Source organism: Zoogloea sp. JDB1 (assembly GCF_056724025.1).
The window spans coordinates 5,348,560-5,371,411 of the sequence record NZ_CM161496.1; the positions used below are offsets into that span (position 1 = coordinate 5,348,560).

A 22,852-nucleotide genomic window follows, 5' to 3' on the forward strand; every position below is an offset into this window, starting at 1 on the left:
GCTCAGGCGCGCAGGAACCAGGAGGCGCCTTGCTTGGCGGCGACGAAGTTCCAGCCCGGATTCACCAGGAAGGTGGTCACTTCCGAGGCGATGATCGCGGGGCCGGGGATCTGCACGCCCGGCTCGATGGCCGCGCGGCTCCACACCGGGGTCTCGAAGGAACCTTCGTGCCCAACGAAGTAGCACTTGCGGGTGCTGCTCGGCGCCGGCGGGGCCTTGCGCTGCTCGGCAGGCACCGGCTTGATGTCCTCGAACTGCACGGTCTCGTGGCGCACGTAGGCGGCAACGCGGATGGTGTTGATGCGGATGCCCGCCTCCGGCGCCTGGGAGCCTTCGCCGAAGCGCTTGCCGTAGTCGTTGGAGAACTGGGAGATCATCGCCAGCACGTCGCCGGGGCCATGCAGCTCGTGCTTCGGGATCACCGCGGTGGTCTGCACCAGCTGGTTGCCGTAGCGCATGTCTAGCTCCAGGTTGTGGCAGATATCTTCCTTGGCGATGCCCTGGCGCAGCAGATCCTGGGTGCCCTGCTCCTTCAGCTCGGCGACGATGCGGTTGAAGCGCGCGTAGTCGTCGAAGATGTGCCGGGTGTTGGAGTCGTACAGCACCATGTAGAGCGACTGCTCGTGGATGTGCAGCTGGTGCATGTTGCCGGCACCGACCGCCGAGAACACCGAGCTGAGCGGGGGCGCCAGGATCTTGTCGATGGCCAGGTTCTGGGCGATGCCGCAGCAGTGCAGCGGACCGTTGCCGCCGTAGGCCAGCATCGTGAAGTCCTTGGGGTCGTAGCCGCGGGCCCGCAGTTCGGTGAACAAGCCATTGGCCATGTTGTCGTCCACCTTCTCGCGGATCAGCAGTGCCGCCTCGACCACCGAGCAGTCCAGGTCGTCGCACAGGGCGTCCTCGATGGCCGCCGACGCGCGCCGCGGATTCAGCGGGATCGAGCCGCCGGCGTAGTTCTTGGCGTCCAGGTAGCCGAGGATCAAGTCTGCGTCGGTCACCGTCGGCTTCATGCCGCCACGGTCGTAGCAGGCCGGGCCGGGGTCGGAGCCGGCGGATTCGGGGCCGCACTTCACCGTGTCGTACATGCGGTCGTAGCTGGCCACCGAGCCACCGCCGGCGCCCAGCGTGACCAGGTGCACCATCGGCACCGACACCAGCCAGCGGTCGATGACCGGGTTGAAGTCATAGTGCTTGATGCCGCCTTCCACGACGATACCGATGTCGTAGCTGGTACCGCCCATGTCGGTCGCCACCACGTTGCCGAGGCCGGCCTGCATGGCCAGGTGCTCGGAGGCGCCGATGCCGGACACCGGGCCGGAGTGAATGGTCTGCAGCGCGTCGGTGGAGTTGAGCTGGGCCATGCCGCCGGAGTTGTGGATGACCAGCATCGGCTTCTCGTAGCGGTGGGCGCGCAGGTTCTGCTCGAGCGCCGACAGGGCATGGTACATGGTGGAGTGCAGGTAGCCGTCGACGATCGCCGAGGTGGCCCGCACGTACTCGCCCTTCCGGCCCGCCACCTGGTGGGACAGGATCACCGGGATCGCGCCGAGCAGATGGGACGGGTACTCCTCGAGCAGGATCTCCTCGATGCGCTGCTCGTGCTCGGGATTGACCACCGCATTGACCAGCGCCACGACGATGATCTCGGCGCCCTTGTCCACCAGCGTGCGGATCTGGGTACGCACATCATCCTCGTCCAGCGGCATCACCAGCTTGCCCTGGAAATCGACACGTTCGCGCACGCCGCAGATCATGTGCGGCAGCACCAGCGGATCGGGACGCTGGGCGTTGGGCATGTCCTGCTGGCCCAGGTTGTCCAGGCCTTCGCCGTAGCCACGGGCGCGGCTCAGCGGCACGGTGGCCTCGAAGCCGGCGGTCACCAGCATGCCGATCTTCGGCCCCTTGTGCTCGATCAGCGCATTGGTGCCGAGGGTGGTGGCGTAGCGCACCGAGTCCACTGCCGACAGGATGCGCTCCAGGTCCAGGTCCAGGACGTGGCAGGCCTTGCCGAGGGCCTCGTTGAAGCCGAGGGCCAGGTTGTGATGGGTGGTCAAGGCCTTGGCTTCGATGTACTTGCCATCCCAGACCACGAAACAATCGGTGAAGGTGCCACCGATATCGACTGATACGCGCCTCATGCTATCTCCTCAATTTTGTCGTACTGGCGCCCAGGGCCTCGCTGCTCATGCAGGACGGACGGCGGACGCCGGCAAATTCACAGGGGTTCCGCTCAGTGCCCGTGGCCCTTGTCGGCGGTGACCGCGGGGCCGACCACGGCGTCCTTCAACTCCTCGCGCTTGGCCCACTGGGCGCGCAGCGCCGGCAGGTCGGGCTGCATGTCGTGGAGGGGCGGATGGCCGGGCACTGCGTACTCGGTTTCCACCTGGGTGCCGCAGTGCGGGCAGTAGTACTCGAGGATGCGCACCCAATCCGGATCGGGGCTGAAGGTGAAACGGTACTTCTCCGGGTCGATGATGGGCGGGTGGATCTCGCGCGGGTCGCGGTTATGAACCAGCATCCCCTCCTTGTAGCTCTTGCTCGCCGTGCCGATCACGTGATCGCAGACGCGGCATTCCCACTGCTCGGCATCCAGGTCGAGGCGCAGGTATTCGGTCATCGGTACTTTCATTTCTTTCAGCCCTTTCTGTTGAGCAGGATGTCGCCCGCGTCGCTGATGACGAAGCTCCAGCCATCGAGCACCCGGCAGGTGAAATAGTCTTCTTCGAGGATCGCCGGACCGGCGGCGTGGTCACCCGGCTTCAGTTGGGAGAGGCGATAGACCGGCACGTCGATGCGCCCCTGGCCGCGGGTCAGCACGTTGCGGGTGCCGTCGGCCCGGGCCGGTTCGCCTTCGACAAAGGACGCGCGCTTGCCGGCTTCGCTGCGCAGCGGCTTGACGGCACGCAGTTCCAGCTCGACGGACCTGGCCTTGGCCAATTCGGCCGGGAAGGCATTGCCATCGCCGAGGGGCACGATGAGGTCGGCAGCGCCATCCACCTCGCCGACCAGCCAGGCTTCCACCTGGTACTCGCCGGCGCCGAAGCCTTCGGCGAACATGTCGCGGGAGGCCTTCACCTCAAGACTCTTGCGGGCCGCCGCAATGGCCTGCTCGCTGCGCTCTTCGAGCACCACCGCATAACGCTGGGAGATGTCGCAGGCGCCGATGCCAAAGGCGCTGAACACCGCCGCCAGCTTGGGCACGGCCACCCGGTCGATACCGGCCTTCTCCGCCACGCCGCACGCGTTGAGCGGGCCGGCGCCGCCGAAGGCGAGCATCACGGTGTCCTTGGAGATCTTGGTGAAGCGGTGCAGTTCGACCGCAATCTTGTCCTCGTAGGCGTGCTCCATCTGCAGCAGCGCGTCGTCGAGGCCGATGCCCAGCGGCTGGGCGATGGACAGGCTGACCGCCGTCGCCGCGCGGTCTAGGTCGAGGCCCATGCCGCCGCCGAAGTAGGACTTGGGATCGAAGATGCCGCACAGCAGGCTGGCGTCGGTGATCGTCGCCTCCTTGCCGCCGCGGCCGAAGCAGGCCGGGCCGGGGACCGCGCCGACACTCTCGGGACCGATCACGATGCGGTTGTTGACCACCTTGAAGATGGAGCTGCCGCCCGCGCCGGCACTCATGATCTCGCACAGCGGGAAGGACACGCTGATGCCCTCCACGTGACCGCGCTGCACCTCGGCGACCTTGCCGTTCAGACTCTGACCGATGTCGGTGGTGGTGCCGCCGACGTCGATGGCGACCACGTCCGGCATGTCGTAGAGCTTGGCGAAGGACTTGAGGCCCTCCATGCCTCCGCGCGGGCCCGAGCTGTAGGTCTTGATCGCCACCGTCTTGGCCACGCGGGATGCGTCGCCGTCGTTGCGGAAAATCAGCAGCGGGTTCTTGGTGCGGTAGTCGCGCAGGCGGTTTTCCGCGTTGAACAGGAAGGCCTCCATCGCCGGATGCAGGAAGGAGTTGATCAGCGCGGTCCAGCTGCGGCGGACCACGTCCCGGTCGGTGGTCAAGTCGCTGCCATACAGCACCGGCACGGCGCCCAGCAGATGGCGCGGGTACTTGCGCAGCACGACCTTCTTGAAGCGGGTCTCAAGGTCGAGGAAGTCGGCGCCGCCGAAGCTCACCACCAGGCGGTTGGCACCGGCCGCGGTGAGCTGGTTGATCGCCTTGACGACCTCGATGTCGGCCTCGGCGCCGGTCACTGCCGCGGTATCGAGAAAGACCACCCGGTCGCCGACCAGGGCTTCATAGACTTCCGGATCGTGCTCGGCCAGGCGCACCGGCAGGTCGCGGGCCTTGGCGTCGATGATCAGACCCAGGCGCGGCCCCTTGCGCTCGCAGATGGCGTTGGTACCTTGCGTGGTGGAATAGCGGATCAGGTCCACTTCTTCCAGCAGGCGGGCCACGTTCTGCTCGCCGTAGATCACCGCCGACGCTTTCTGCAGCCCTTCGAAGAAGCATTTGCTCAAGTCGTAGGGGGTGGTCAACACCTTCGTCTTCTTGACGGTGTCGTCCATCATGATGCAGATATCGGTGAGCGTCCCACCGTTATCGATATTGATTTGCAATGCCATACCGCATTACCTCCTGCCATCCTTTTGTGGATTGAAACCGTTCCCTATCGAGGAAAAGGAAACCGTGGTCGTGTGGACCCCAGGCTTTTATTTGTCGCGCTTCGGAAGAGCGTTTTCATTTCCGGAAGCGAACCTGGACTTTCCGGCAGGAGATATGGCAAGGGCCATGCCAACACGAAAACAAAAATTAAGTCATTAATTTTAAATAGAAAACAAAAACACCATCACCAAGACGGAATTCATCCCGTTTTCTTTGCGGATGACCCGTCCGTTTTCCGGTTGAATTAATGCAACGCAACATCGAACGACCGGACCGTCCGGATGGCGGACACCATGAAAATTTAAAAGGCCCGGAGGCCCGCAACAGAAGGCGGGACTCCGGGCCAGGCTGCGCCTGCGCGCAGGGACGGCTATGAGGGATTACGTCACTGCATGCTGATGGCCTCGTCGACCTTTGCCTTGGAGCCGCGCAGGAATACCGGCGCCAGCAGCGTGATGAGGAACAGGGACAGGCAGCCACTGATCGACAGCGCGAGGGCAACCAGGGCCCCCAGATGGACGATGGGGGTGAACTCCGACAGCAACAGCGTCAGGAATCCGAGGGAAAACACCAATACGTTGAAGATGATGGAGCGCCCCGAGTGGCGAATCGCGTGCAGCAGCGCCGTATCAAGATCCATCCCCTGGGCCCGTGCCGACTGGATGCGATGCAGGTAGTGCACCGAATAATCCACGATCCCGACCACCAGGAAGGAAATGATGGCAGTGCCGATGTTCAGATCGATCCCCAGCGCGGTCATCAAACCGTAGTAGCACACCATGGTCGTGGCCAGCGGCAGTGCCGCAAGGACTCCCTGGCTGAACGAGCGGAGCCACAGAACCAGGACCAGCGTGACGGCTGACAGCGCCAGCAGGAAGCTGGTCAGCTGCCCCTTGACGATCTCCTGCAGTACACCGGTCCAGATCACCGGGCTGCCGCCGATCCGGGCCTCCACGCCAGCCGGCGTATTGCTTGCCAGCCACGTGTCGAGGGCCTTGAGCAGTTGCTGGTATTCGGAGGCTCGTGTGGTGTTCATGGTGAACATCGAGATAGCCTTCGAAAAGTCGCTGTTCAACACGTTGGTCAGGTCCGAACCGCCGCCGTTCTCGTACATGAGGACGGATTGGGCCACCAACTCGTCACCGCTCACCTTATCGACCACGGCCTTTCCGGTATCCGGATCGATGCTACGGATGTTCTCCCACTCGTTCGGCAGGCGATCGTAGGCCGGGTCCATGTCGTTCAGCACCAGGTTCATCCGCTTCACGTACTTAGGCAGGGAGTAGGTATAAGTGACGTTAGGCTGGCTCTCCAGAAAATCGTCGAGCGCCTCGATGAAGCGTACGGTTTCGAGCTTGAGCACCCCGCCGGGACGCCCTGTGGACACGGAGACCCAGCCCGGGCTGGTACCTGCCACATGGGTATTCACGAAATCATCGGCCTGACGGAAAGGGTTGCTCGGCGCGAAATAGCTGGAACCAGCATCCTCCACGTGGATCTGGCTGGCGGAATGAGCCGCCAGGACCAGGATCAGTGCAAAGACACCGCCAAACCGCACACGATGGGCAATGACCATACGGAAGACAGCAACGAGGCCGTTGCCAAGCCACTCGTGGTGAACGGTCTCCGGTCGGCCCGCGTCCTGCGCGCCCTTGCGCCGACCTTCGCCGAAGAGATTGATCCAGGCCGGCACCAGCAGCAGCGCAATCAACTGGGCGAAGACGAGCCCGATGGCCATGTAGATGCCGAAGGACTGGATGCTGGAGATGTTGGTCGCAGTCGAGAACAGGAAGCCCGCCATGGTGGTCAAGGTGGTGAGGATCACCGGCGACACCATCTCGCGCATTGCCCGTCGTACGGCCTCCTTCACCGGATGCCCCTCGGCACGCTGGGTGTAGTACTCGTTCATCATGTGGATAGCATCGGCCCCGCATATGGTGACGAGGAACACCGGCAAGGCGCTGGTGATGAGGTCCAGCGGCGCGCGGTTGATGGCCATCAGCCCGAGGGTCCAGACGGCGGCCAGCACCACGTTGGCGAGCGGCAGGAATACACCCATCGTGCGCCGGAAGAACAGGACGAGAATCACCAGGACCACCAGGATCACTACGGGGAAAAGGGTTTCCATGTCCCGGTCGATGAGTTTCTTCTGCTCCGCGATGAAGATCGGCACCCCGGCGATATAGGTCTGGTTGGCCTTGGTGTAAGTCGGATGCGCCTTTTCATAGTCGGCAACGATGCTCCGGAAAGCCTCATAGGCTCGCAGCTGCCCTTCCGCGTCCTCCTGCTTCAGATACAGCTCGACGGCAATCAGCGCGACGGTCTCGTCACCGGACACGACCCCTTTCACCATCATGCGGTTGCCCATGACTTCCCGCCGGATGATCTCCGGATCGGTCCGTTTGTCCGGAATGGCGTTGCGCACCACCAGCACGCCGTCGCGGGCAACGATGTTCTCGGTGGCAGCCATGCCGGCCAGCTCCTTCACCGGATTGAGGCGGCTCGGCAGGAAAGCGATGAAGTCGCGCTCCGCCTGGGACAGCGGCAGGGGTTCGGCCAGGGAGACGAGCTTTTCGGCCCCGGCATAGTCGTTCTGGGTCAGCCCGTCGGCCAATACCTCCTCCACGGCCCGCGCCCAAGCCTCCGACTGCTTGCCGAAACGCACCCGGAGTTCCTCGAGGCGCTGGCGATCGTCCTCCGTCGCCAGAATGATGCGGCGCGCCGCGGCCGTCATGTCATAGACCGCGTCCAGGGTATCCCGGTTGAAGACCCCCGCCGGATTGTGAATCCCGATCAGCGCCGCGTCGAAGGTCCCAGTGAATTCCTTGCGCATGTCGAGGATGGTCTTGCGCGCGGGATGGCTCTCGGGCAACAGGTAGGGATTGCTGTCGGCGGTCAGCTCCGGCAAGTGACTGGCGAAGAATAGGGTGATTCCCAGCAACCCCAGAAGAATGGGGAGCGCAAAGCGTTCAACGAAGCGCAGGTAGATCGGCATTGCTCACTCCTGTCTTCATGATGGCCTGGCGGAACAGCTTGTCCGCCAGACTCACGTTGTAGCGCACGTTGCTGAAAATGAGGCTGGAAGCCTTGCGGCTCACCTGATCCTGCATATGGCTCTCCATTACCGTCCACACGTCCTGGATCTTCTCCAGCCTTCTGGCCGTCATGACCTTGAACTGGACGCCCTTGGCGTCGTAGTACGTCTGCTTGAGAACCACGTCGTGGGCCTTGTCCACCCACACCACCGTCTTGTGGTAACCGGTACGGTTGATCACTTCCTCACTCACCGGGAGGCGTTCGATCACCCAGCAAGGCTGGCCCAGGACGACCTCTTCACCGACCAACCTCTGCTTGTAGTCCCCCACGCGCAGCTTCTCCATGTCGATGTAGGCATATTCGCTGCCCATGAAACTGCCCCGCTTGTCTGCAGAGGCAATCCGCCGGATCTGTCGAAAGGCGGGCAGGTAGATCCATTGGTCGTCGTCCTTCCCGAGCTTCTCGTCGTAGGTCACGCTCTGGAACGCCACCCCCTTCACATCGGAAGGCTCGGTGAAATAAAGCGTCAGCTTTTCATCCTTGCCATAGTCGCGCTGCAGATAAAGCAACTCGCGAACACGGGTGCCGCCCTTCTCATCGATCAGGACGAGTTTCAGGTCCGAGTACACGTCGTCACCGTCGTTGCGATCGCGCACCCGCGAAAGAATGCTCTCCGCATCCACAGAGGCCCCCGTTGCTGGCGCTGCGGCCACCAGGCAAGGCATCAATACGGCGCTCAGCAACAATCTCGCCAGCTTCATGCGTTCTCCTTCGTTGAATTGGAAATTGCGGTGTTCAGAACAGGCGGCGCAGCCCGAGCAGAAGGCGGTCCCGCTCGCGGAACTGGCCGAAATAGCCGTTCGGCCCACCATCGAGCAGATCGATCTCGGCCTCTGCCACCCACAGATCGGTCAGCTTGTAGCTCCCGCGCAGCTGAACCCAGCTGCCATCACCGTTCTGAGGCATCCACGACAGCGCAAAACGGGTGGACAGGCGGCCCGAGAGACTCGTCCCGGTGGCCGAAAGGGTCGCGATGGACGCCCGGCGGGGGGGCGTGAAGTCAGCCTGCCACCCTGCGACGCTGCGGTCCGAAAGCTGGGTCGTGAACATCCAGTCACGCCAGCTGTAGTCGAGCCCCAGCAAGCCGGTGAAGGTCCCTGCGCGGGTCGTGCCATCACCAAGCTGACGGCTGTAGGGTGCATCCGGCGACCAGGTAGCCTCGCCGCGCAGGACCCAGCCACCATCCAGTGCCAAGGCCGCGCTGCCGCCGAAGATATGCTGGCGACGAAACTCGGGGCGCACCGCGAGCGCACCGCTGGCGGTGCTGTCCCAGCGATACACCGGGTCGTCGTTCCAGGTCGAGAAAGCCAGCAGACTCAGATCCAGTGCACCACGGGTGGTGGACAGCAGGGCTCCCAGCTCGCCGTTGCCGGGCGACGGTGCCGGCCGGCGCCCGGACAGCATGTCGATGCCGGCGGCAGCGAAGCGTTGGCGGATACCCAGATCGAAAGGCGAGCCGGCGGCTGCGTAACGATTCGCTCTGAAACCGGGCAGGTAGAGCGCCTCAAGAGTCCACTCGCCCAGTGGCCCCAGCGCGCGCAGCATGGGAACGGCGATGCGATAGTCATTCAGATCGGGCAGGACGTAGTCGCGCAGATCCAGCGGATTGACCAGATCGAAAACCCTCAGCGCATCCGCTCTTCCCCATACTACCTGCTGGAGGCCGGCGGAGATCTGCCAGTCGCCGACTCTCCGGGCGACGTAAAGTTCGCGCCAGTCGAAATTCTCCCGGTAGGCATCACAGCCGTCGGGCTGCAGGCGACCGGAACAGGCCGCCTCGTTACGGCGCAACCGCCCTTCCGCCTTGATGGTGAAGGCATCGTCAAACTCGACACTGTGGCGCAATTGCAATTGCAGGCCCCGCTCGAAGTCGGGCCCCTGCGACAGCCCTCTCCCCCAGATGGCTGCCACGGAACCGTCGAGGGCCAGGACAACGCCGGGGCTGCCACCCAGGAACGCGGCCAGCAGCACGGCGCTGGCTACATGCCGCACGTGTAGCCTCCGTCCACCACGATACCCTGGGCCGTGATGCCGGCGGCGACAGGGCTCGCCAAGTAGTGGACCAGATTAGCCACCTCCTCCACCTGGACGAACCGTTTCAGCGGGATCTGACGACGGGCGTTGCGCAACACCTGAGCAACGGGGGCGCCGACAGCGGCGGCCTGGGCACCGAGTTCCCGCTGCAACATCGGGGTATCCACCCATCCCGGCAGGATCGCATTGACGGTGATGCCCCGCAGCGCCAGATCAAGCGCCAGTGCCTTGGTGTAACCCAGCAGACCGTGCTTTGACGCGCAATAGGCGGTGTTGCGGATCTTTCCGGCCCGGGCCAGGACGGAAGCGATATTGACGATCCGGCTGCCGTCCGGAAGGTAGGGCAGACAGATAGCGCCCAGACGAAAGGGCGCATCGAGATTGATGGCCAGCACGCGCTGCCACGCGGCAACATCGTCAGGATCGTTCTCGTCTGCAACGCCAGCGTTATTGACCAGCAAATCCAGATGTCCGAACGTATCGAGCGCAGCCTTCAGCGGGGGAATCCACTGCTCGCCCAGGCCCAGTTCGGCGTACAGGGTCGTGGCAGTGGCGCCACGACTCCGGCATTCGTCAGCCAGTGCCTCCAGGGCTTCACCGTTGCGATCGAGAAGAAGCAGGACCCAGCCATCGTCCGCCAGGCGCCGTGCGACGGCCGCGCCAATCCCCAGAGCCGCGCCGGTGATCAGCGCATGGCGTGTCTCAGTCGGCATATGCTTCAAGCCATCTTCAAGCCACCGTCGAGATGCAGAACCTCGCCAGTGGCATAGCGGTTGCGCGGACTGGCCAGGTAGAGCACCGCGTCGGCAACTTCGAGGGGGGTGGCATAACGCTTGAGCAGCAGGCGAGAAAGGATCTCCCCTTCCCCCAGGGCCCGGATCTGCGCCGACATCTCGGTTTCGATCACGCCCGGCGCGACCGCATTCACCAGAATGCCCTTCGGGGCCAACTCCACAGCCATGGCTTTGGTAAAGGCCTCCAGCCCGCCCTTGGCCGCCGCATAGTTCGATTGCCCGCGCCCCGGCTTGCTCGCGGCCGACGACGAGATATTGACGATGCGACCGTAGCGCTGACGCAGCATGATGCCGGCAAACGCACGCAGCATCCGCATCGGGGCCAACAGGTTGGTGGCGATGACCTGTTGCAGGTCCTCGTCGTCCATCATCAGGAGCAACTTGTCGCGGGTGATACCGGCGTTGTTGACCAGGATGTGCAGCTGCTCGAAGTCACGGCCGAAAGCTTCTGCCAGCGCATCCACACCTTCCGGTGCCGCTAGGTCGGCTTGGTAATGCGTGGCCTGGCCTCCCTGTGCACGGATTTCGGCGACGAGGGCTTCAGCCAGCGCCGGATCACTGCGGTAATGGAGCACCACATGGGCGCCCTCGGCGGCCAGCCGCAGGGCAATAGCCCGGCCGATGCCGCGACTGGCACCGGTCACCAGGGCGACCTGGCCGGCAAGCTGCTGGCGGGGAGTCAGGTCGTCCAGGACATTGTTAGAGACTTGAATGCCGGAAACGGGCATGGCGAAACGTCCTCGTCGTACGGTGGTGTTCAAAGGGAGCTGCCGCGTTTCAAGTCGGCGAGGCGGAAACCGTGGAGCCGGGCGAGCGCGGCGATCTCCCTGACCTGCTGCGGGCTGACAGGACCGTGGGAATAATGGCCACTGTGCCCCGCCAGTCCGAGCACGGCCGTCTCGGCCATGCAGGCAAAGAGCTGCCCTTCGCCGAGGAAGGCCCGTGCTCCCGGATGCAAGCTCGTGCCGTCTGGCGTGGCAACGATGCCGCCCTGCAAGTAGGTAATGTCTGGCCGCTCACGCAGCACCGAAGGCAGGACGTTATGGGGCACGGCCACGTCGCACACCAACGCGTTACGGGTCAGGTGCTCGCTGCCGACGAATGGCTCCGGCGCGTTGGCGGCGCACAGCACGATGCGCGAGTCCCGGGCCGCCTCCAGGCTGGAATGGAGGCGCAGGAAAGGGTCATGGCCATACCGTTCGAGAAGCGCCTGGTGGATCTGCTTTCCCCGCGCCCGGGCTGGTGCGCCATCACGCAACCACTGCGCGACGAACGGCTCTTCCGCAAGGCGGGCATGGATACCATGTTGGCCATACTGACCGTTCTTCAATGCCTGCCAGGCCGCGTCATAGATGCTGTACACGGTCTGCAACAAGCGGGCCTGCGCCCCATCCCGAGCGCTGCCGACGAGCAGCAACCCCGGAGCATGCTCCGCCAGCATGGCCGCATACGTGGAGGCAATATTGCCGGCGGCCCCGATGACGGCTGGCAAGGCGTTCCGCCATGCCAGGCCTTGCTGCTCCATGCCACACTGGATGGCCTCCAGGGACATGGCGATGGTCAGGGCGTTGCCGGTCGTGAGGCCGATTTCCGGGACGGACAGCGCAGTGCCATTGTTGGTGACGATGGAGGTGTACATGCCGAGGCCAGCGATCTCACAGCCATCTTCACGCGCGGTACGTACACGCTCGTCGACGTCCTTGCGAATTTCGTCGAGCTGCCCTGTCTGCAGCCAGCGGCCCATCTGCTCGGAATCCACGCACAAGGGATAAAGGATGAAATCCACGGCCCGCCCCAGCGTCGAGACAATGCGCACCGGCGGATACGGTGCACTCTTGCGACTGGCGGACATCTTCTGCACGAAGCGACGCAACTCGCCATCGCTCAGCTCGGCCAGCGAGGAGTCCACCTGCCTCAACCAGCCGGGGCTGATCAGATGGTTGATGAACGCAACCTTGCGGACGGCATGGGGCGGCGAATTGGCCGGACGGGATTGCGCGACGACCAGGCGATGGTCACGGATATCGTCCCGCGGGAGGGGACGAGCCGCATCCGTGATGGGAAAGACCAAGTGCAATGCATCCTGTCGCTGGAGGATCAGGCAAACACGCTCCAGCGCCCCCCGCAGCCGCTCGATGGATTCATCCTGGATGTACAAGGACGGTTCCAGGCGCAACACATCCGGGGCACTGCCGGTGGGCGCCAGGCGAATACCCTCGACCCGCAGCAGATAGCCTGCAAGGAAATAGCCGAGTGAGTCGGCATGGGCGGTGGAGCGCAGGATCTGGGAGTCCGCCCTGCCCTGCCCATGGAACTCCAGACCGAGCAGCAGGCCCTGTCCGCGGACCTCGCGAATCACATCGGGATAGCGCCGCCGCAGGTCCTCCAGCATTTCCCGCAGACGTGCCCCTCGTTCGGCGGCCTGGCGGTAAAGTGCACCATCGTTCGCCTCAAGCAGCTCGAGAACCGCCAGCGCAATACCGGACGAGAAATCGTCCTCGGCAAACGTGGAGCTGTGGATCAGACCAAAACCGTCCTGATAACGGTCCCGCCGGATCAGCGTCGCCGCGATCTTCGCGAGACCACCGCCCAGGGACTTGGAAAGGGTGTAGTAATCGCCGCGCAAATTGATGTGGCTGCCAGCGAAGAAGCGGCCACTGCGTCCCATGCCGCTCTGGATCTCGTCAAGGATCAACGGGCAGTCCTGCTGGTTGCAGAAGCGGCGGACGGCACGGCCGAAATCCTGGCTGACGGGTCGGATACCGCCTTCTCCCTGGATGGGCTCCAGCAGGAAAGCCGTGAAGATCGGCAGCGGCTGACGAACCAGCTTGACCTGTCCTTCATTGATGCACAGGTCGAACAGCTCCAGGTACTCGTCCCGTGCGATCCGCTCGAGGCCAGCCACATCATCCATACCGACGAAACGCACCTTGAGCCCGAAATACTGGAAGGCACGACGGAAGTTCTTGTTGTAGGTAAGCTGGACCGTGCCGGCCAATTTGCCATGGAAGGACTTTTCCAGCGCGAGGAAGACCGGCCGCTTGCCCAGCTGGATGCTGTTGTGATTGATCAGGGCAACGATCAGATCGTCGAAGTTGCGCACATCGAAGACCTGCTCACGTACGTCGGTGAACTCGTAGAGACCCGGATCCAGCCGGATCTCACCACGGCGCAAGGCGTCACGGACAGTCTCGATGTTGAGGGTGATCCTGTTCAGCAGGGCTTCCAGCTTCAGCATGCGCTCGAGTTCGGCGTGCTTGATGGCCAGTTCCACCGCTTCAGCGCCACTGTTGGCGAAGGTGGTGATAAACCCCGTATCGTCCCCGGTTTCACGCCGCGCGATATGGTCGAGCCGGCGGGCCAGCTCACCACTTCGTCCTCGCAGGGAAAACTGCGCATGCACCGGGACCTGGCGTTCCAGCATATCCTTGGCTGCAGCCACGATGACGGGATGGTTGTGTCCCAACAGCAGGGCGCCATAGCCACCCAGCAAGTCGAGGACTCGCCGCTCCCGACCATCGGCATCGTGATGGTAAAGCCAGTCGCCCTCGGCACGGGTGTAATGCAGGTCGAGGCCAACGGCCTCCAGGACACCGGCGAGCCGGGGTTTGACGAAACGGCCATAGCTGTCGTGCATGGAGGAAGACATCCTGAAGTTAAGCCTGATCGGAGACGAGGACGGCCGAATGAAAGCCGGAAAATCCCTGCTGGAGGCAGAGCACCTGCCCGAAGTCCGCCAGGCGTGGCTCTCCGACAACCCAGTCGAGCCGGGGCGCCAACGGGGCGCCCAGCCCGGCAACGGACGGCAGGCTGCCTGTTGCCAGGACCCGCGCGGCCAGGGCCACATCGAGCAAGGCTCCGGCAGCGGGGATCGTGCCGAACAGCGGGCGTGGCGAAGAGATGGGTACACCATCGGGTAAAGCCGCAGCCAATTGGCGGCACTCCAAGGCATCGAGAACAGGAACACCCCGCCCATCGGCCAGGACAACCAACTCCGGTGCATTCCCGGGTATGCCGCCAAGCCTTTCCAGCGCCTGTCGGTAGCCTTCTTCAAAGCCACAGTCAGCCAGGCTTTCCAGGCAATTCCGAGGAGCGGCAAAGCCGCCTGGGGCGTGAACCATGGCCCCGGACCTGACACCCCGGGCTGCCGCACTGGCAGGGCGCTCGAGCAGGAGGGCCACCGCACCTTCGGCAAGGATGGTGCCCGCCGCCTCGCGGTCGAAACTCGCCAGCCCCCGCCCCGCGCCATGCTCCAGCAGAAGACCGCGCCGCCACAGCTCGGCGAGGGTGAAGGGTTCCATGTAGCTGCCACAGGCAACCACGAGGGCCACGTCGCACTGGCCTGCGTGCAGCGCGAACAAGGCCTGTTGCAGGGCTCCGATGCCGGCACTTTCATTCTGCACGAATGCAGCACCCGGACCACGGAACCGATGAGTAAGGCTGATCAAGGCCAGCGCGTTGTTGGCCAAGCCCTTGATCGACATGAAGGGATCGGCACCACGGCGGTAAAGCGCCTCTGCCGTCAGGCTCGACAAGTCGATCTCATCTCCTTGGTCGATGGCGATCAGCGCCCGTTGCAGAGACATGATGTTCGGACTGGTGTAATCCCCCTGCCCCGTAAACAACCCTCGTCGCGTCTCCGGAAAGTCGGCCCAGTCGATGCCGCTGGCCGCCATGGCCTGCTCGGCGGCATGCACTGCCCAATAGCTGGGCTCGGTCCCGTAGCGCCGCAACTTGTAGGGCACCGCGTCCCTGCTCGCCTGCCGTGCCTCCGGCGGCACGGCGCCATAACCTGCGATCAGGTACGAGTCGATCCAATCACTGACAAACGCCCCCAGCGTGCTGCGGCCGGACTGCCAGCAATTCCAGGCGGCATCCAGCCCCAGACCGCTGGGGAGCACCGCGCCGACACCCGTGAGTAGTACAGGAGGAAGAGAGCTAGTCATAGGCCTTGACTGCAATAACGGCATTGAGCCCCCCGAAGCCGAAGGAGTTGGACAGGGCGGCACGCAGGGCTTGCCTCCGCGCGCTTCCGGGAACGTAGTCCAGGTAGCAAGAAGGGTCCGGGTTCTCCAGATTCAGGGTGGGAGGGACGATGCCATCAGCGACGCTGAGCACCGTGGCAATGCATTCGGGGGCTCCGGCCGCCGCAATCAGGTGACCCAGCATGGACTTGTTGGCCGTCACGCTCAGCCGCCGATAGTGATCCCCGCTCGCAAAGGTGGTGCTGATCGCCAGCGTTTCGGCAGGATCGTTGAGTGGCGTCGAGGTTCCGTGCGCATTGATATGACCGACATCGGCCGGGTCCAGCCTCGCATCACGCAAGGCCCGCTGCATCGCAAGTCGCGCCCCCAGACCTTCCGGATGAGGGGCTGAGATGCGATAGGCATCCATCCCGCTGCCGAAGCCGGCTATCTCGGCGTAAATCTGTGCACCACGGCGCTGAGCATGGGCTTCACGCTCGAGGATCAGCACCCCTGCTCCTTCTGCGGCGACAAAACCGCTGCGATCCCGGTCGAACGGACGGCACAGGCGATCACCGAAGCGCTCGGCCGTGGACGGTGCCCCCAGCAAGTGAAGACCTATCATGGTTGGCAGGTTGAGGACCGAGTCCGCGCCGCCCACGATCATCAGGTCGCACTCGCCCCGGCGAATCATGCGCATTCCATGCCCGATGGCGTGTGTAGCCCCGGCACAGGCGGTCGAAAAATTGAGGTTCGGCCCGTTGATGCCCAGGACTTGCGCCAGACTCATGCTCAGATGGTCGTTGCTGTTCAACAAGCCGCTATTCGGATTCAATTCGGCTGCGCGCTGGTGCAGCAGGCGCCAATCAGGACCATTCGGCCCAAGAGCCAGGTGCATGTCTGCCGGATCCCGCTCGGGCACCCCCGAACCCATGGCGATACCGCTCCGCAAGGGAAGTTCAGCCGGCACCAGGCCCGCATCGGCAAGAGCCTCAAGCGCGGCAGCCAATCCGAAACGCGTGCGTTTCTCCATGGGGGCCTCCCACCACGCAGCCTGCCCATAACGCTGGGCTAAATCCGCCATGTCTACGGGGGCCGCGTACTTCACCGGAAAATCGTCCCCCCCATCCGGTTGCCAGGGGCGAATTGCCGAATGCCCGTTGCAGAGACCGCTCCACAGGGATTTCCAGCCCATTCCCAGGCCCGTGACTGCACCGAGCCCGGTGACGACGACTCGCTCCCTGTTCTTCACGACCTATCCCTTCCTATCAGCGCGACTGCGATCTGCCCCATCGGGCTGTACATGACGAGCAGCGCGCAGGACGCATCCATGGGGAGCGCTTCCCAGCGCGCCCCCTGTGTCAGCCAGCGACGCTGCCGGCGCATCCCCTCCAGCACGAGACCCACCGCAAGGGTGGCTGCAGCCGGACCGACGTAGCCAAAACGGGCCTCGATGGGAAGATGCAGAGGAGCAAAGGCAAAGAGCGCACGATGCAGACCTTCCTTGTGAGCAGCCTGCCACGGCTGATTGCTCAGGACCCAGCCTACGTCTGTACGAGCGCAACGCCCCATCTCGAGAGTCTGCGCAATCAGATCCGCAAGCATGTCCCCATGATCGTCGCGCAGGGGATGACAGCCCCGTGCATAGCCCAGCAGCACCGGGTCGTTCCGGGCCGCATTGGCAGAAGCCAGAAGAAAGGCCGAGGCCTCCCCCGGCATGCGCAGCCCTCCGACTCGCCCTCCCCAGTGGGCATGCTGGAGCGGCAGGAGTGGATCGAGCTTGGTACTGACGGCTCCAATCACCGCGTGGGAGCACTCCGCCTCGGCGACCGCGTGGACACCATCGATCACGGCGGAAAGCCCTGCGTCGGCAAAGGGGGAGTACGCCGCCATGGGACCGTTCAACCCGAACGTAGCCGCGATATGGGCGCAGGCCGAGCTGTTCAGCAAGCTCAGGCCCGAGAACGGCGGGGTCTCACGCATCAGCGTGGTATTCCAATCGTCACGCCCTCCGGCGGCATGCCACGACTCCAGCACTGCAAGGCTCGGCAGCGGCTCGTCGATGGTGGGCAGGCCCATGAACAGGCCCATTTCAGGCCTGTCCGCAAGGTAGTCGGGACGCCAGGCATCCAGCAGGCGTCCTGCACCGACCAGCGCCATGCGTGCCTGCTTCTCCATCGTGCGGACCAACTTGCGATCCACGCCATAAGGAGCCAGTTCCGGCTCCCGGGCCACGTGCGCGGAAGCTGCGGCCAGTTCGTCCGGCCAGGGCGCAGGTCCCGGAACCGCAGGACTGCCGAGTGCAGCCCAGACATTTTCCCAGTCATCCCCCATTGCACAATGTAGTTGGGGAAGATGCAGCTTGACGGTACGGACTCCGCTCATGCAGCCTCCAGTACGAGGCAAGCGTTGGCACCGCCAAAACCGAAAGAACTGCTGAGTACGTTCTTGATTCGAGCACTACGGGTGGACGTGACGATATCGAGGCCCGCGCACGGACTGCAGGCGCGCTCATAGTTCAGAGTGGGCAAGAGCATTTGTCTATGCAAGCTAAGCGTCGCCAGGACCGCCTCAACCGCACCGCTGTTGGCAAGGGAGTGGCCGAGCGCGGACTTGTTGGCCGTGATGGGAATCTCCGCGATGCGGTCGCCGAAGACCTGCTTCACGGCCAGAGCCTCACAGGCGTCGTTGGTGGGCGTCGAAGTCCCATGGGCGTTGATATGATCGATCGCATCAGGCGCAAGCCCTGCATCCTGCAACGCCTCAATCATGCATCTAGCATACTCGCTACCATCATCGGCGCTCGCGGTGATGCGACAGGCTTCCAGCAGACCGGCGAAACCGCGTACCCTGGCCAGGGGCTGGGCACCCCGTCGTGCAGCATAGCTGGCAGACTCGAGGACCAAGAAGGCGCTGCCTTCTCCCATCACGAAGCCACAACGTGCTTCATCGAAGGGACGACTGATCGCCCCGCCTTTCAGGTGCTCCCCGTCGGCCAATGCCCCCACGACGGAAAACGCCACCAAGGGCATGAAATTGCACATGGTCTCGGCTGCGCCAGCCAGCGCGACGTTGACAAGCCCGGCGCGGATGAACTGCATGGCGGCCCCGATGGCCATGGCACCGGCGGCGCAGGCCTCACCATGTGCCCCATAGCTGGCCTGCAGGCCGAATCGATGAGCCAGAGCCAGGGCGGCCTGATCCTGCTGCTTGTGGAAATACGCCTCCGGACGGGTCACGCCGGAGCGCAGAAAATCATCCAGCTGCAGACGTTCCCGCTCCCAATTCATGTGCGGGGCAAGTGAACGCAGCTGAACCTCATCGAACGTGTGCTTGTTGCTCGCCAAGAACACGCCGCCCCGTTCGACGCGGTGTTCGCCCAAACCGGCGCGCTGCCACGCTTCGGTGGCCGCACACAACGCCAGGCGCGTTTGCGGGCCCCATTCCGGCTCGAGCGGGCCCAGGCTCGCATCCACCGCCTGCCAAGTCTCGTTGTCGATGAATACACAGCTCGGATTACCGAATCCGAGCGCCGAAAGTTTGGACCAGGAACGAATCAGCGATCGTCCCTCAGCCAGCGTCCAGAACAGGCTGTCCGCCCCCACCGTACCGGCCGAGACAGCCCCCACCCCCGTGATGACGACCTCTTCCATGGCCTTGATCACGCAGCGACGCGGGTCTCCGACCAGCGGGAAACAATCCCGGGAATCGAGGCCGCCAGCGCATCGTCACCCGTACGGGCCTTCAGGGGCGAGCTGCATGCAGCGCAGATCGGCCTGCCCGACGGAGAGACCTCCGCCTTGTCATGACCGCAGTCGGGACAACGCTCGGGAAGCCCGTCCAGGATGCCCTTGCACAGATTGGCCCAGTTGCGCACCGTCGCGCAGCCCATCACCTCATAGGGCTGCATGCCGGCAGCGACCTGATCGACACGATAAGCGAAGAAGCTTTCGCGCAGGGCATAGGCAGCCAGTTCGGTCAGCCGCCCTTTGTCATAGACCTGCGACTCGTCCCCGAGCACAGCCACCAAATGATCGAGCACGCTCTTTTGAGGCAGGACGATGCCCAGTTGCTTCTCAAGATTGAAGCGCAGCTCTACGAAGTCCAGCGAATCGGCGTCCAGCTCATTCGCAATCGCCACGTCAGCCGCCACATCGTCGGGGGTGCAGCCAAGGACGCTGACCAAGGTACGTTGTACGACGGCGATCAAGTCGCTTTCTGAAAAAGGGTTGCTCACGGTCGGCTCCTGAAGATTGATATCTCAATTATCATATGCATGCGTGCACACTAATGCACGCATAATATAGAATCGAGCCGATCGCGACAATTAATTTGTCATAAAAAAACTGTGCCTTATTCGACAAATGGCTTCGAAAGCCGTTTATCCCTCATTCATGAATTTGGGGAAAGCAGGGCGTACTCGTAAACATGAAATCCACATAACCCGATGTTCTATGTGGCTCAAGGCGGAATACTGTTCAGCCAGTTCAGTTGGCGGCACTTTCAGCCTCGAAGGCTCGCATCGCCTCCGGATAGCAGAAACGCATGAGGACCCGCATTTGCTCAAGAATCCGCTGGAGACGACGCATGATCTCGAAGCCATCCAGCTCGTAATATGAAAAGCGCCCGTCCTTCACGTGGGTAACGATTCCCTGCTCGCGCAGATGCTTCAAGTGGCGCGACACGACCGAGCGGTCCTGGGGGCAATGAACCGTGATGTCGGCAATACTGAGTCGCCCATACTGCACGAGGATGGACACGATGCGCAGGCGGGTGGGATCGGACAACGCCTTGAACAAGCCCGCGTCCAGGTCATCCTGCAAGGACGCGATAGCTTCAAAAAGACGCTCATCCTTGCACGGGAGCGAATCGGTTTCTTCTTCTCGTTGAGCCACTGGCTGTTCCATTCAATGCGTGCGACGGCGACATCCTCCAGCCGCGGGCGCCGGGAAGCGTACCCGAACATAGCCGGAGTTTGGCCGCACTGAGTATCAGCCAGCTGTTTGAACATCGACAAGGCACTATTGCGCGGAAGAAAACACTTGTCCGGCGCGCTACCGCAACCGGACATCCAGGGCTGCATTCAGCCGCGCTCAGGCGCGGTAATTGCGTAAATCGTCCACCAGGCTCTCCAGCCCGAAACGCTTAAGCTTCACATACACGGTGCTCTTGGCGATGCCGAGCTCCCGCGCCACTGCCGTCATGTTGCCGCGACAGCCCTTGATGGCCCGGAGGATCGCGTCCCGCTCGGCGTTCTCGAGACAGGTCAGATCGCGGCTGTCGCCGCCGGGAAGTTCGACGCCGGCCACGGGCGTGCCGTCCAGCGAGGCACGCAGGTCCGGCGGCAGGTCCGCCTCGGTGAGCACCGCCTCCTGGGAGGTCAGCAGCATGCTCTCCATCACATTGCGGAATTCACGGATGTTGCCTGGCCAGGCGTATTGCTGGAGTTGCTCGACCGCGCCCCGCGACAGGCGCCGCGGAGCCAGGCCGTGCTGGCGGGCCAGGCGCTCCAGGTAGTGCTCGCCGAGCAGCGGAATGTCGGCGGCCCGCTCGCGCAGGGACGGGATGTTGATGCTGGTCACCGCAACCCGGTAGAACAGGTCCATGCGGAAGCGCCCGGCCTGGATTTCCTTGCGCAGATCCCGGTTGGTCGCCGCGATCAGGCGGAAATTGACCTTGCGCGGCTTGTTCTCGCCCAGGCGATACACCTCGCCCTCCTCCAGCACGCGCAGGAAGTGGGGCTGCAGGTCGATGGGCATCTCGCCGATCTCGTCGAGGAACAGGGTGCCGCCGTCCGCCGCCTCGATCTTGCCGATCATGCCGCCGCGGCGGGCGCCGGTGAAGGAGCCCTCGGTGTAGCCGAACAGCTCGCTGGTCAGCAGCTCGCGGGAGAAACCGCCGCAGTTGAGGGCCACGAAGGGCGCATCCTTGGTGGCGCCGAACTCGTGGATGCAGCGCGCGAAGACGTCCTTGCCGACGCCGGTCTCACCGAGCAGCAGCACCGGCACGCGGGACTTGGCCAGCTGCTGGGCCCGCCCGACGGCCTGCATCAGCGCCGATGACTCCCCGATCACACGCTCGAACGAGCCTTCCTTTTCCGACGGGGATTCCCCGCCCATCACCGACGTCACGATCCGCCCGCCGGCCGGGCTGGCGGAATGGCGACTCGGCAGCGTCAATACGGCACCGATCTGCTCGCCCCCCTCGATCACCGGCTCCAGCCATTCCTGGCGCATCCAGTCGGGCATTTCATCAGGCAACCGCCGGCCCTTCTTCCAGGCCAGCGACAGCGAAGCCAGCCCGTCCGGCGCCACCGCCGCCTCGCCGATGCCCATGTCGGCCATCACCACCGACGCACGGCCATTGGCCTTGATGGCGCGGCCACGCCGGTCGAAGACGATGATGCCGTCCGCCGACATACCCGACAGGCGCTCCACACACTGCTCCAGCAGACGGTAGCGGATACCCAGCTCGATCTTGGCGAGGCGGTTCTCGATGCGCCCGGCGGTCGCCACCACCAGGGCCAGGCTGTGGCGGCTGTAGGACGCGCTGAGCCCAGAGACGTCCACCACGCCGAGGATGGTGCCATCGTAGGGATCCCGGATCACCGTGGCCGAACAGGACCAGCGCTTGATCCCGGCACAGTAGTGCTCGGCGGAGTGGATCTGCACCGGCTGGCCGACCTCCAGCGCCGTGCCGATGGCGTTGGTGCCGCAGGCCAGCTCGCTCCAGTTGGCGCCGGACAGCAGATGCACGTTCTCCGCCGCGCCCCGCGTGCCCATGTCCCCCTCCAGATTGAGGATGGTGCCCAGCTGGTCGGTGAGGACCATCACCGTGCCGGTCTCGGACAGGAAGTCCCGCGCCGAGGCCATCACCGGCGCACTCGCGGTGAGCAGTTCGCCACATTCGTCGCGCAGGGAATGCAGGGACTGTTCGGCCAGCGGCTCCGGCGCCCGATGGCGCTCGGGGTCCACGCTGGCACCGTGGCAGCGCCGCCAGGAATCGTCGATCAGGCGACGCAGCGCGTCCGATCCGGTTTCGTCGCCGCTAAGGAAACGCTCCCAGGACGTCATGATGTGGCCGTCGTTTTCCGGAATGGAAAACATCTGGCCCGCTGAAACTGTGGCAGCCATACCCACCCTCCTTTGTCTGTGTCCGACCATGTCGCCGATGGAGTCCATCCTGGCGCACGGTTCTGTGTATTTCTCCCCGGTAACGCGGCTCACTGTCCGCTTGTCCGATCCGGAGAGGTCTGCTTTTCAGCCGGCCCAACGGCAACGCGTGTCCCTGCGCATCGCCACGAGGCTCTGTCCCAGCCGCCGGCTCAAGCTCCTATTGTGGACCATGGACAG

Annotated in this window: 16 protein-coding genes; all 16 read right to left on the minus strand. The window is 63.9% G+C overall.

Features of this window, described 5'->3' with window-relative positions; translation table 11 throughout:
• Positions 1–2: 2 nt before the first annotated feature.
• The 16 genes from AC1PPK_RS24280 to AC1PPK_RS24355 all read right to left on the minus strand — a co-directional run bounded on the left by AC1PPK_RS24280 (position 3) and on the right by AC1PPK_RS24355 (position 22,633).
• The gene (locus AC1PPK_RS24280) at positions 3–2,138 is read right to left on the minus strand and encodes a hydantoinase/oxoprolinase family protein (RefSeq protein WP_481115544.1); all 2,136 of its coding nucleotides are present in this window, start codon (positions 2,136–2,138) and stop codon (positions 3–5) included.
• A gap of 92 nt (positions 2,139–2,230) precedes the next feature.
• Entirely contained in the window at positions 2,231–2,617 is a 387-nt protein-coding gene (locus tag AC1PPK_RS24285; RefSeq protein ID WP_079436260.1) for an acetone carboxylase subunit gamma, read from the minus strand.
• 17 nt (positions 2,618–2,634) lie between these two features.
• A complete protein-coding gene (locus tag AC1PPK_RS24290; protein WP_481115545.1) occupies positions 2,635–4,572 on the minus strand; it encodes a hydantoinase/oxoprolinase family protein in 1,938 nt (645 codons plus the stop codon).
• 425 nt (positions 4,573–4,997) lie between these two features.
• On the minus strand, positions 4,998–7,607 hold the full coding sequence (locus tag AC1PPK_RS24295) for an efflux RND transporter permease subunit (protein ID WP_481115546.1): 2,610 nt from the start codon (positions 7,605–7,607) through the stop codon (positions 4,998–5,000).
• On the minus strand, positions 7,582–8,409 hold the full coding sequence (locus AC1PPK_RS24300) for an outer membrane lipoprotein-sorting protein (RefSeq protein WP_481115547.1): 828 nt from the start codon (positions 8,407–8,409) through the stop codon (positions 7,582–7,584). Before AC1PPK_RS24300 ends, AC1PPK_RS24295 begins: the two co-directional genes overlap by 26 nt.
• Positions 8,410–8,443: 34 nt before the next feature.
• A complete protein-coding gene (locus AC1PPK_RS24305) occupies positions 8,444–9,700 on the minus strand; it encodes a DUF1302 family protein (protein WP_481115548.1) in 1,257 nt (418 codons plus the stop codon).
• Positions 9,688–10,455 (minus strand): SDR family NAD(P)-dependent oxidoreductase, encoded by a 768-nt coding sequence (locus AC1PPK_RS24310; RefSeq protein ID WP_481115549.1) that lies wholly within the window; start codon positions 10,453–10,455, stop codon positions 9,688–9,690. Before AC1PPK_RS24310 ends, AC1PPK_RS24305 begins: the two co-directional genes overlap by 13 nt.
• Positions 10,456–10,460: 5 nt before the next feature.
• The gene (locus AC1PPK_RS24315) at positions 10,461–11,264 is read right to left on the minus strand and encodes an SDR family NAD(P)-dependent oxidoreductase (protein WP_481115550.1); all 804 of its coding nucleotides are present in this window, start codon (positions 11,262–11,264) and stop codon (positions 10,461–10,463) included.
• Between the two features lie 29 nt (positions 11,265–11,293).
• Complete coding sequence (locus AC1PPK_RS24320) at positions 11,294–14,173, minus strand: aminotransferase class III-fold pyridoxal phosphate-dependent enzyme (RefSeq protein ID WP_481115551.1); 2,880 nt, start codon at positions 14,171–14,173, stop codon at positions 11,294–11,296.
• Positions 14,174–14,192: 19 nt separating this feature from the next.
• Entirely contained in the window at positions 14,193–15,482 is a 1,290-nt protein-coding gene (locus tag AC1PPK_RS24325) for a beta-ketoacyl synthase N-terminal-like domain-containing protein (protein ID WP_481115552.1), read from the minus strand.
• Positions 15,475–16,752 (minus strand): beta-ketoacyl-[acyl-carrier-protein] synthase family protein, encoded by a 1,278-nt coding sequence (locus tag AC1PPK_RS24330; RefSeq protein ID WP_481115553.1) that lies wholly within the window; start codon positions 16,750–16,752, stop codon positions 15,475–15,477. The genes AC1PPK_RS24325 and AC1PPK_RS24330 overlap by 8 nt, the downstream gene beginning before the upstream one ends.
• Positions 16,749–17,885: a beta-ketoacyl synthase N-terminal-like domain-containing protein gene (locus AC1PPK_RS24335; protein ID WP_481115554.1), complete on the minus strand. Its 1,137-nt coding sequence runs from the start codon at positions 17,883–17,885 to the stop codon at positions 16,749–16,751. Before AC1PPK_RS24335 ends, AC1PPK_RS24330 begins: the two co-directional genes overlap by 4 nt.
• Positions 17,882–19,165, minus strand: a complete 1,284-nt coding sequence (locus AC1PPK_RS24340; protein ID WP_481115555.1) for a beta-ketoacyl-[acyl-carrier-protein] synthase family protein — start codon at positions 19,163–19,165, stop codon at positions 17,882–17,884. The genes AC1PPK_RS24335 and AC1PPK_RS24340 overlap by 4 nt, the downstream gene beginning before the upstream one ends.
• Positions 19,162–19,737, minus strand: coding sequence for an acyl carrier protein (locus tag AC1PPK_RS24345; protein ID WP_481115556.1), 576 nt, complete (start codon positions 19,735–19,737; stop codon positions 19,162–19,164). Before AC1PPK_RS24345 ends, AC1PPK_RS24340 begins: the two co-directional genes overlap by 4 nt.
• A gap of 250 nt (positions 19,738–19,987) precedes the next feature.
• On the minus strand, positions 19,988–20,407 hold the full coding sequence (locus AC1PPK_RS24350; RefSeq protein ID WP_481115557.1) for an ArsR/SmtB family transcription factor: 420 nt from the start codon (positions 20,405–20,407) through the stop codon (positions 19,988–19,990).
• Between the two features lie 186 nt (positions 20,408–20,593).
• Positions 20,594–22,633 (minus strand): sigma-54-dependent Fis family transcriptional regulator, encoded by a 2,040-nt coding sequence (locus tag AC1PPK_RS24355; protein WP_481115558.1) that lies wholly within the window; start codon positions 22,631–22,633, stop codon positions 20,594–20,596.
• Positions 22,634–22,852 lie beyond the last annotated feature (219 nt).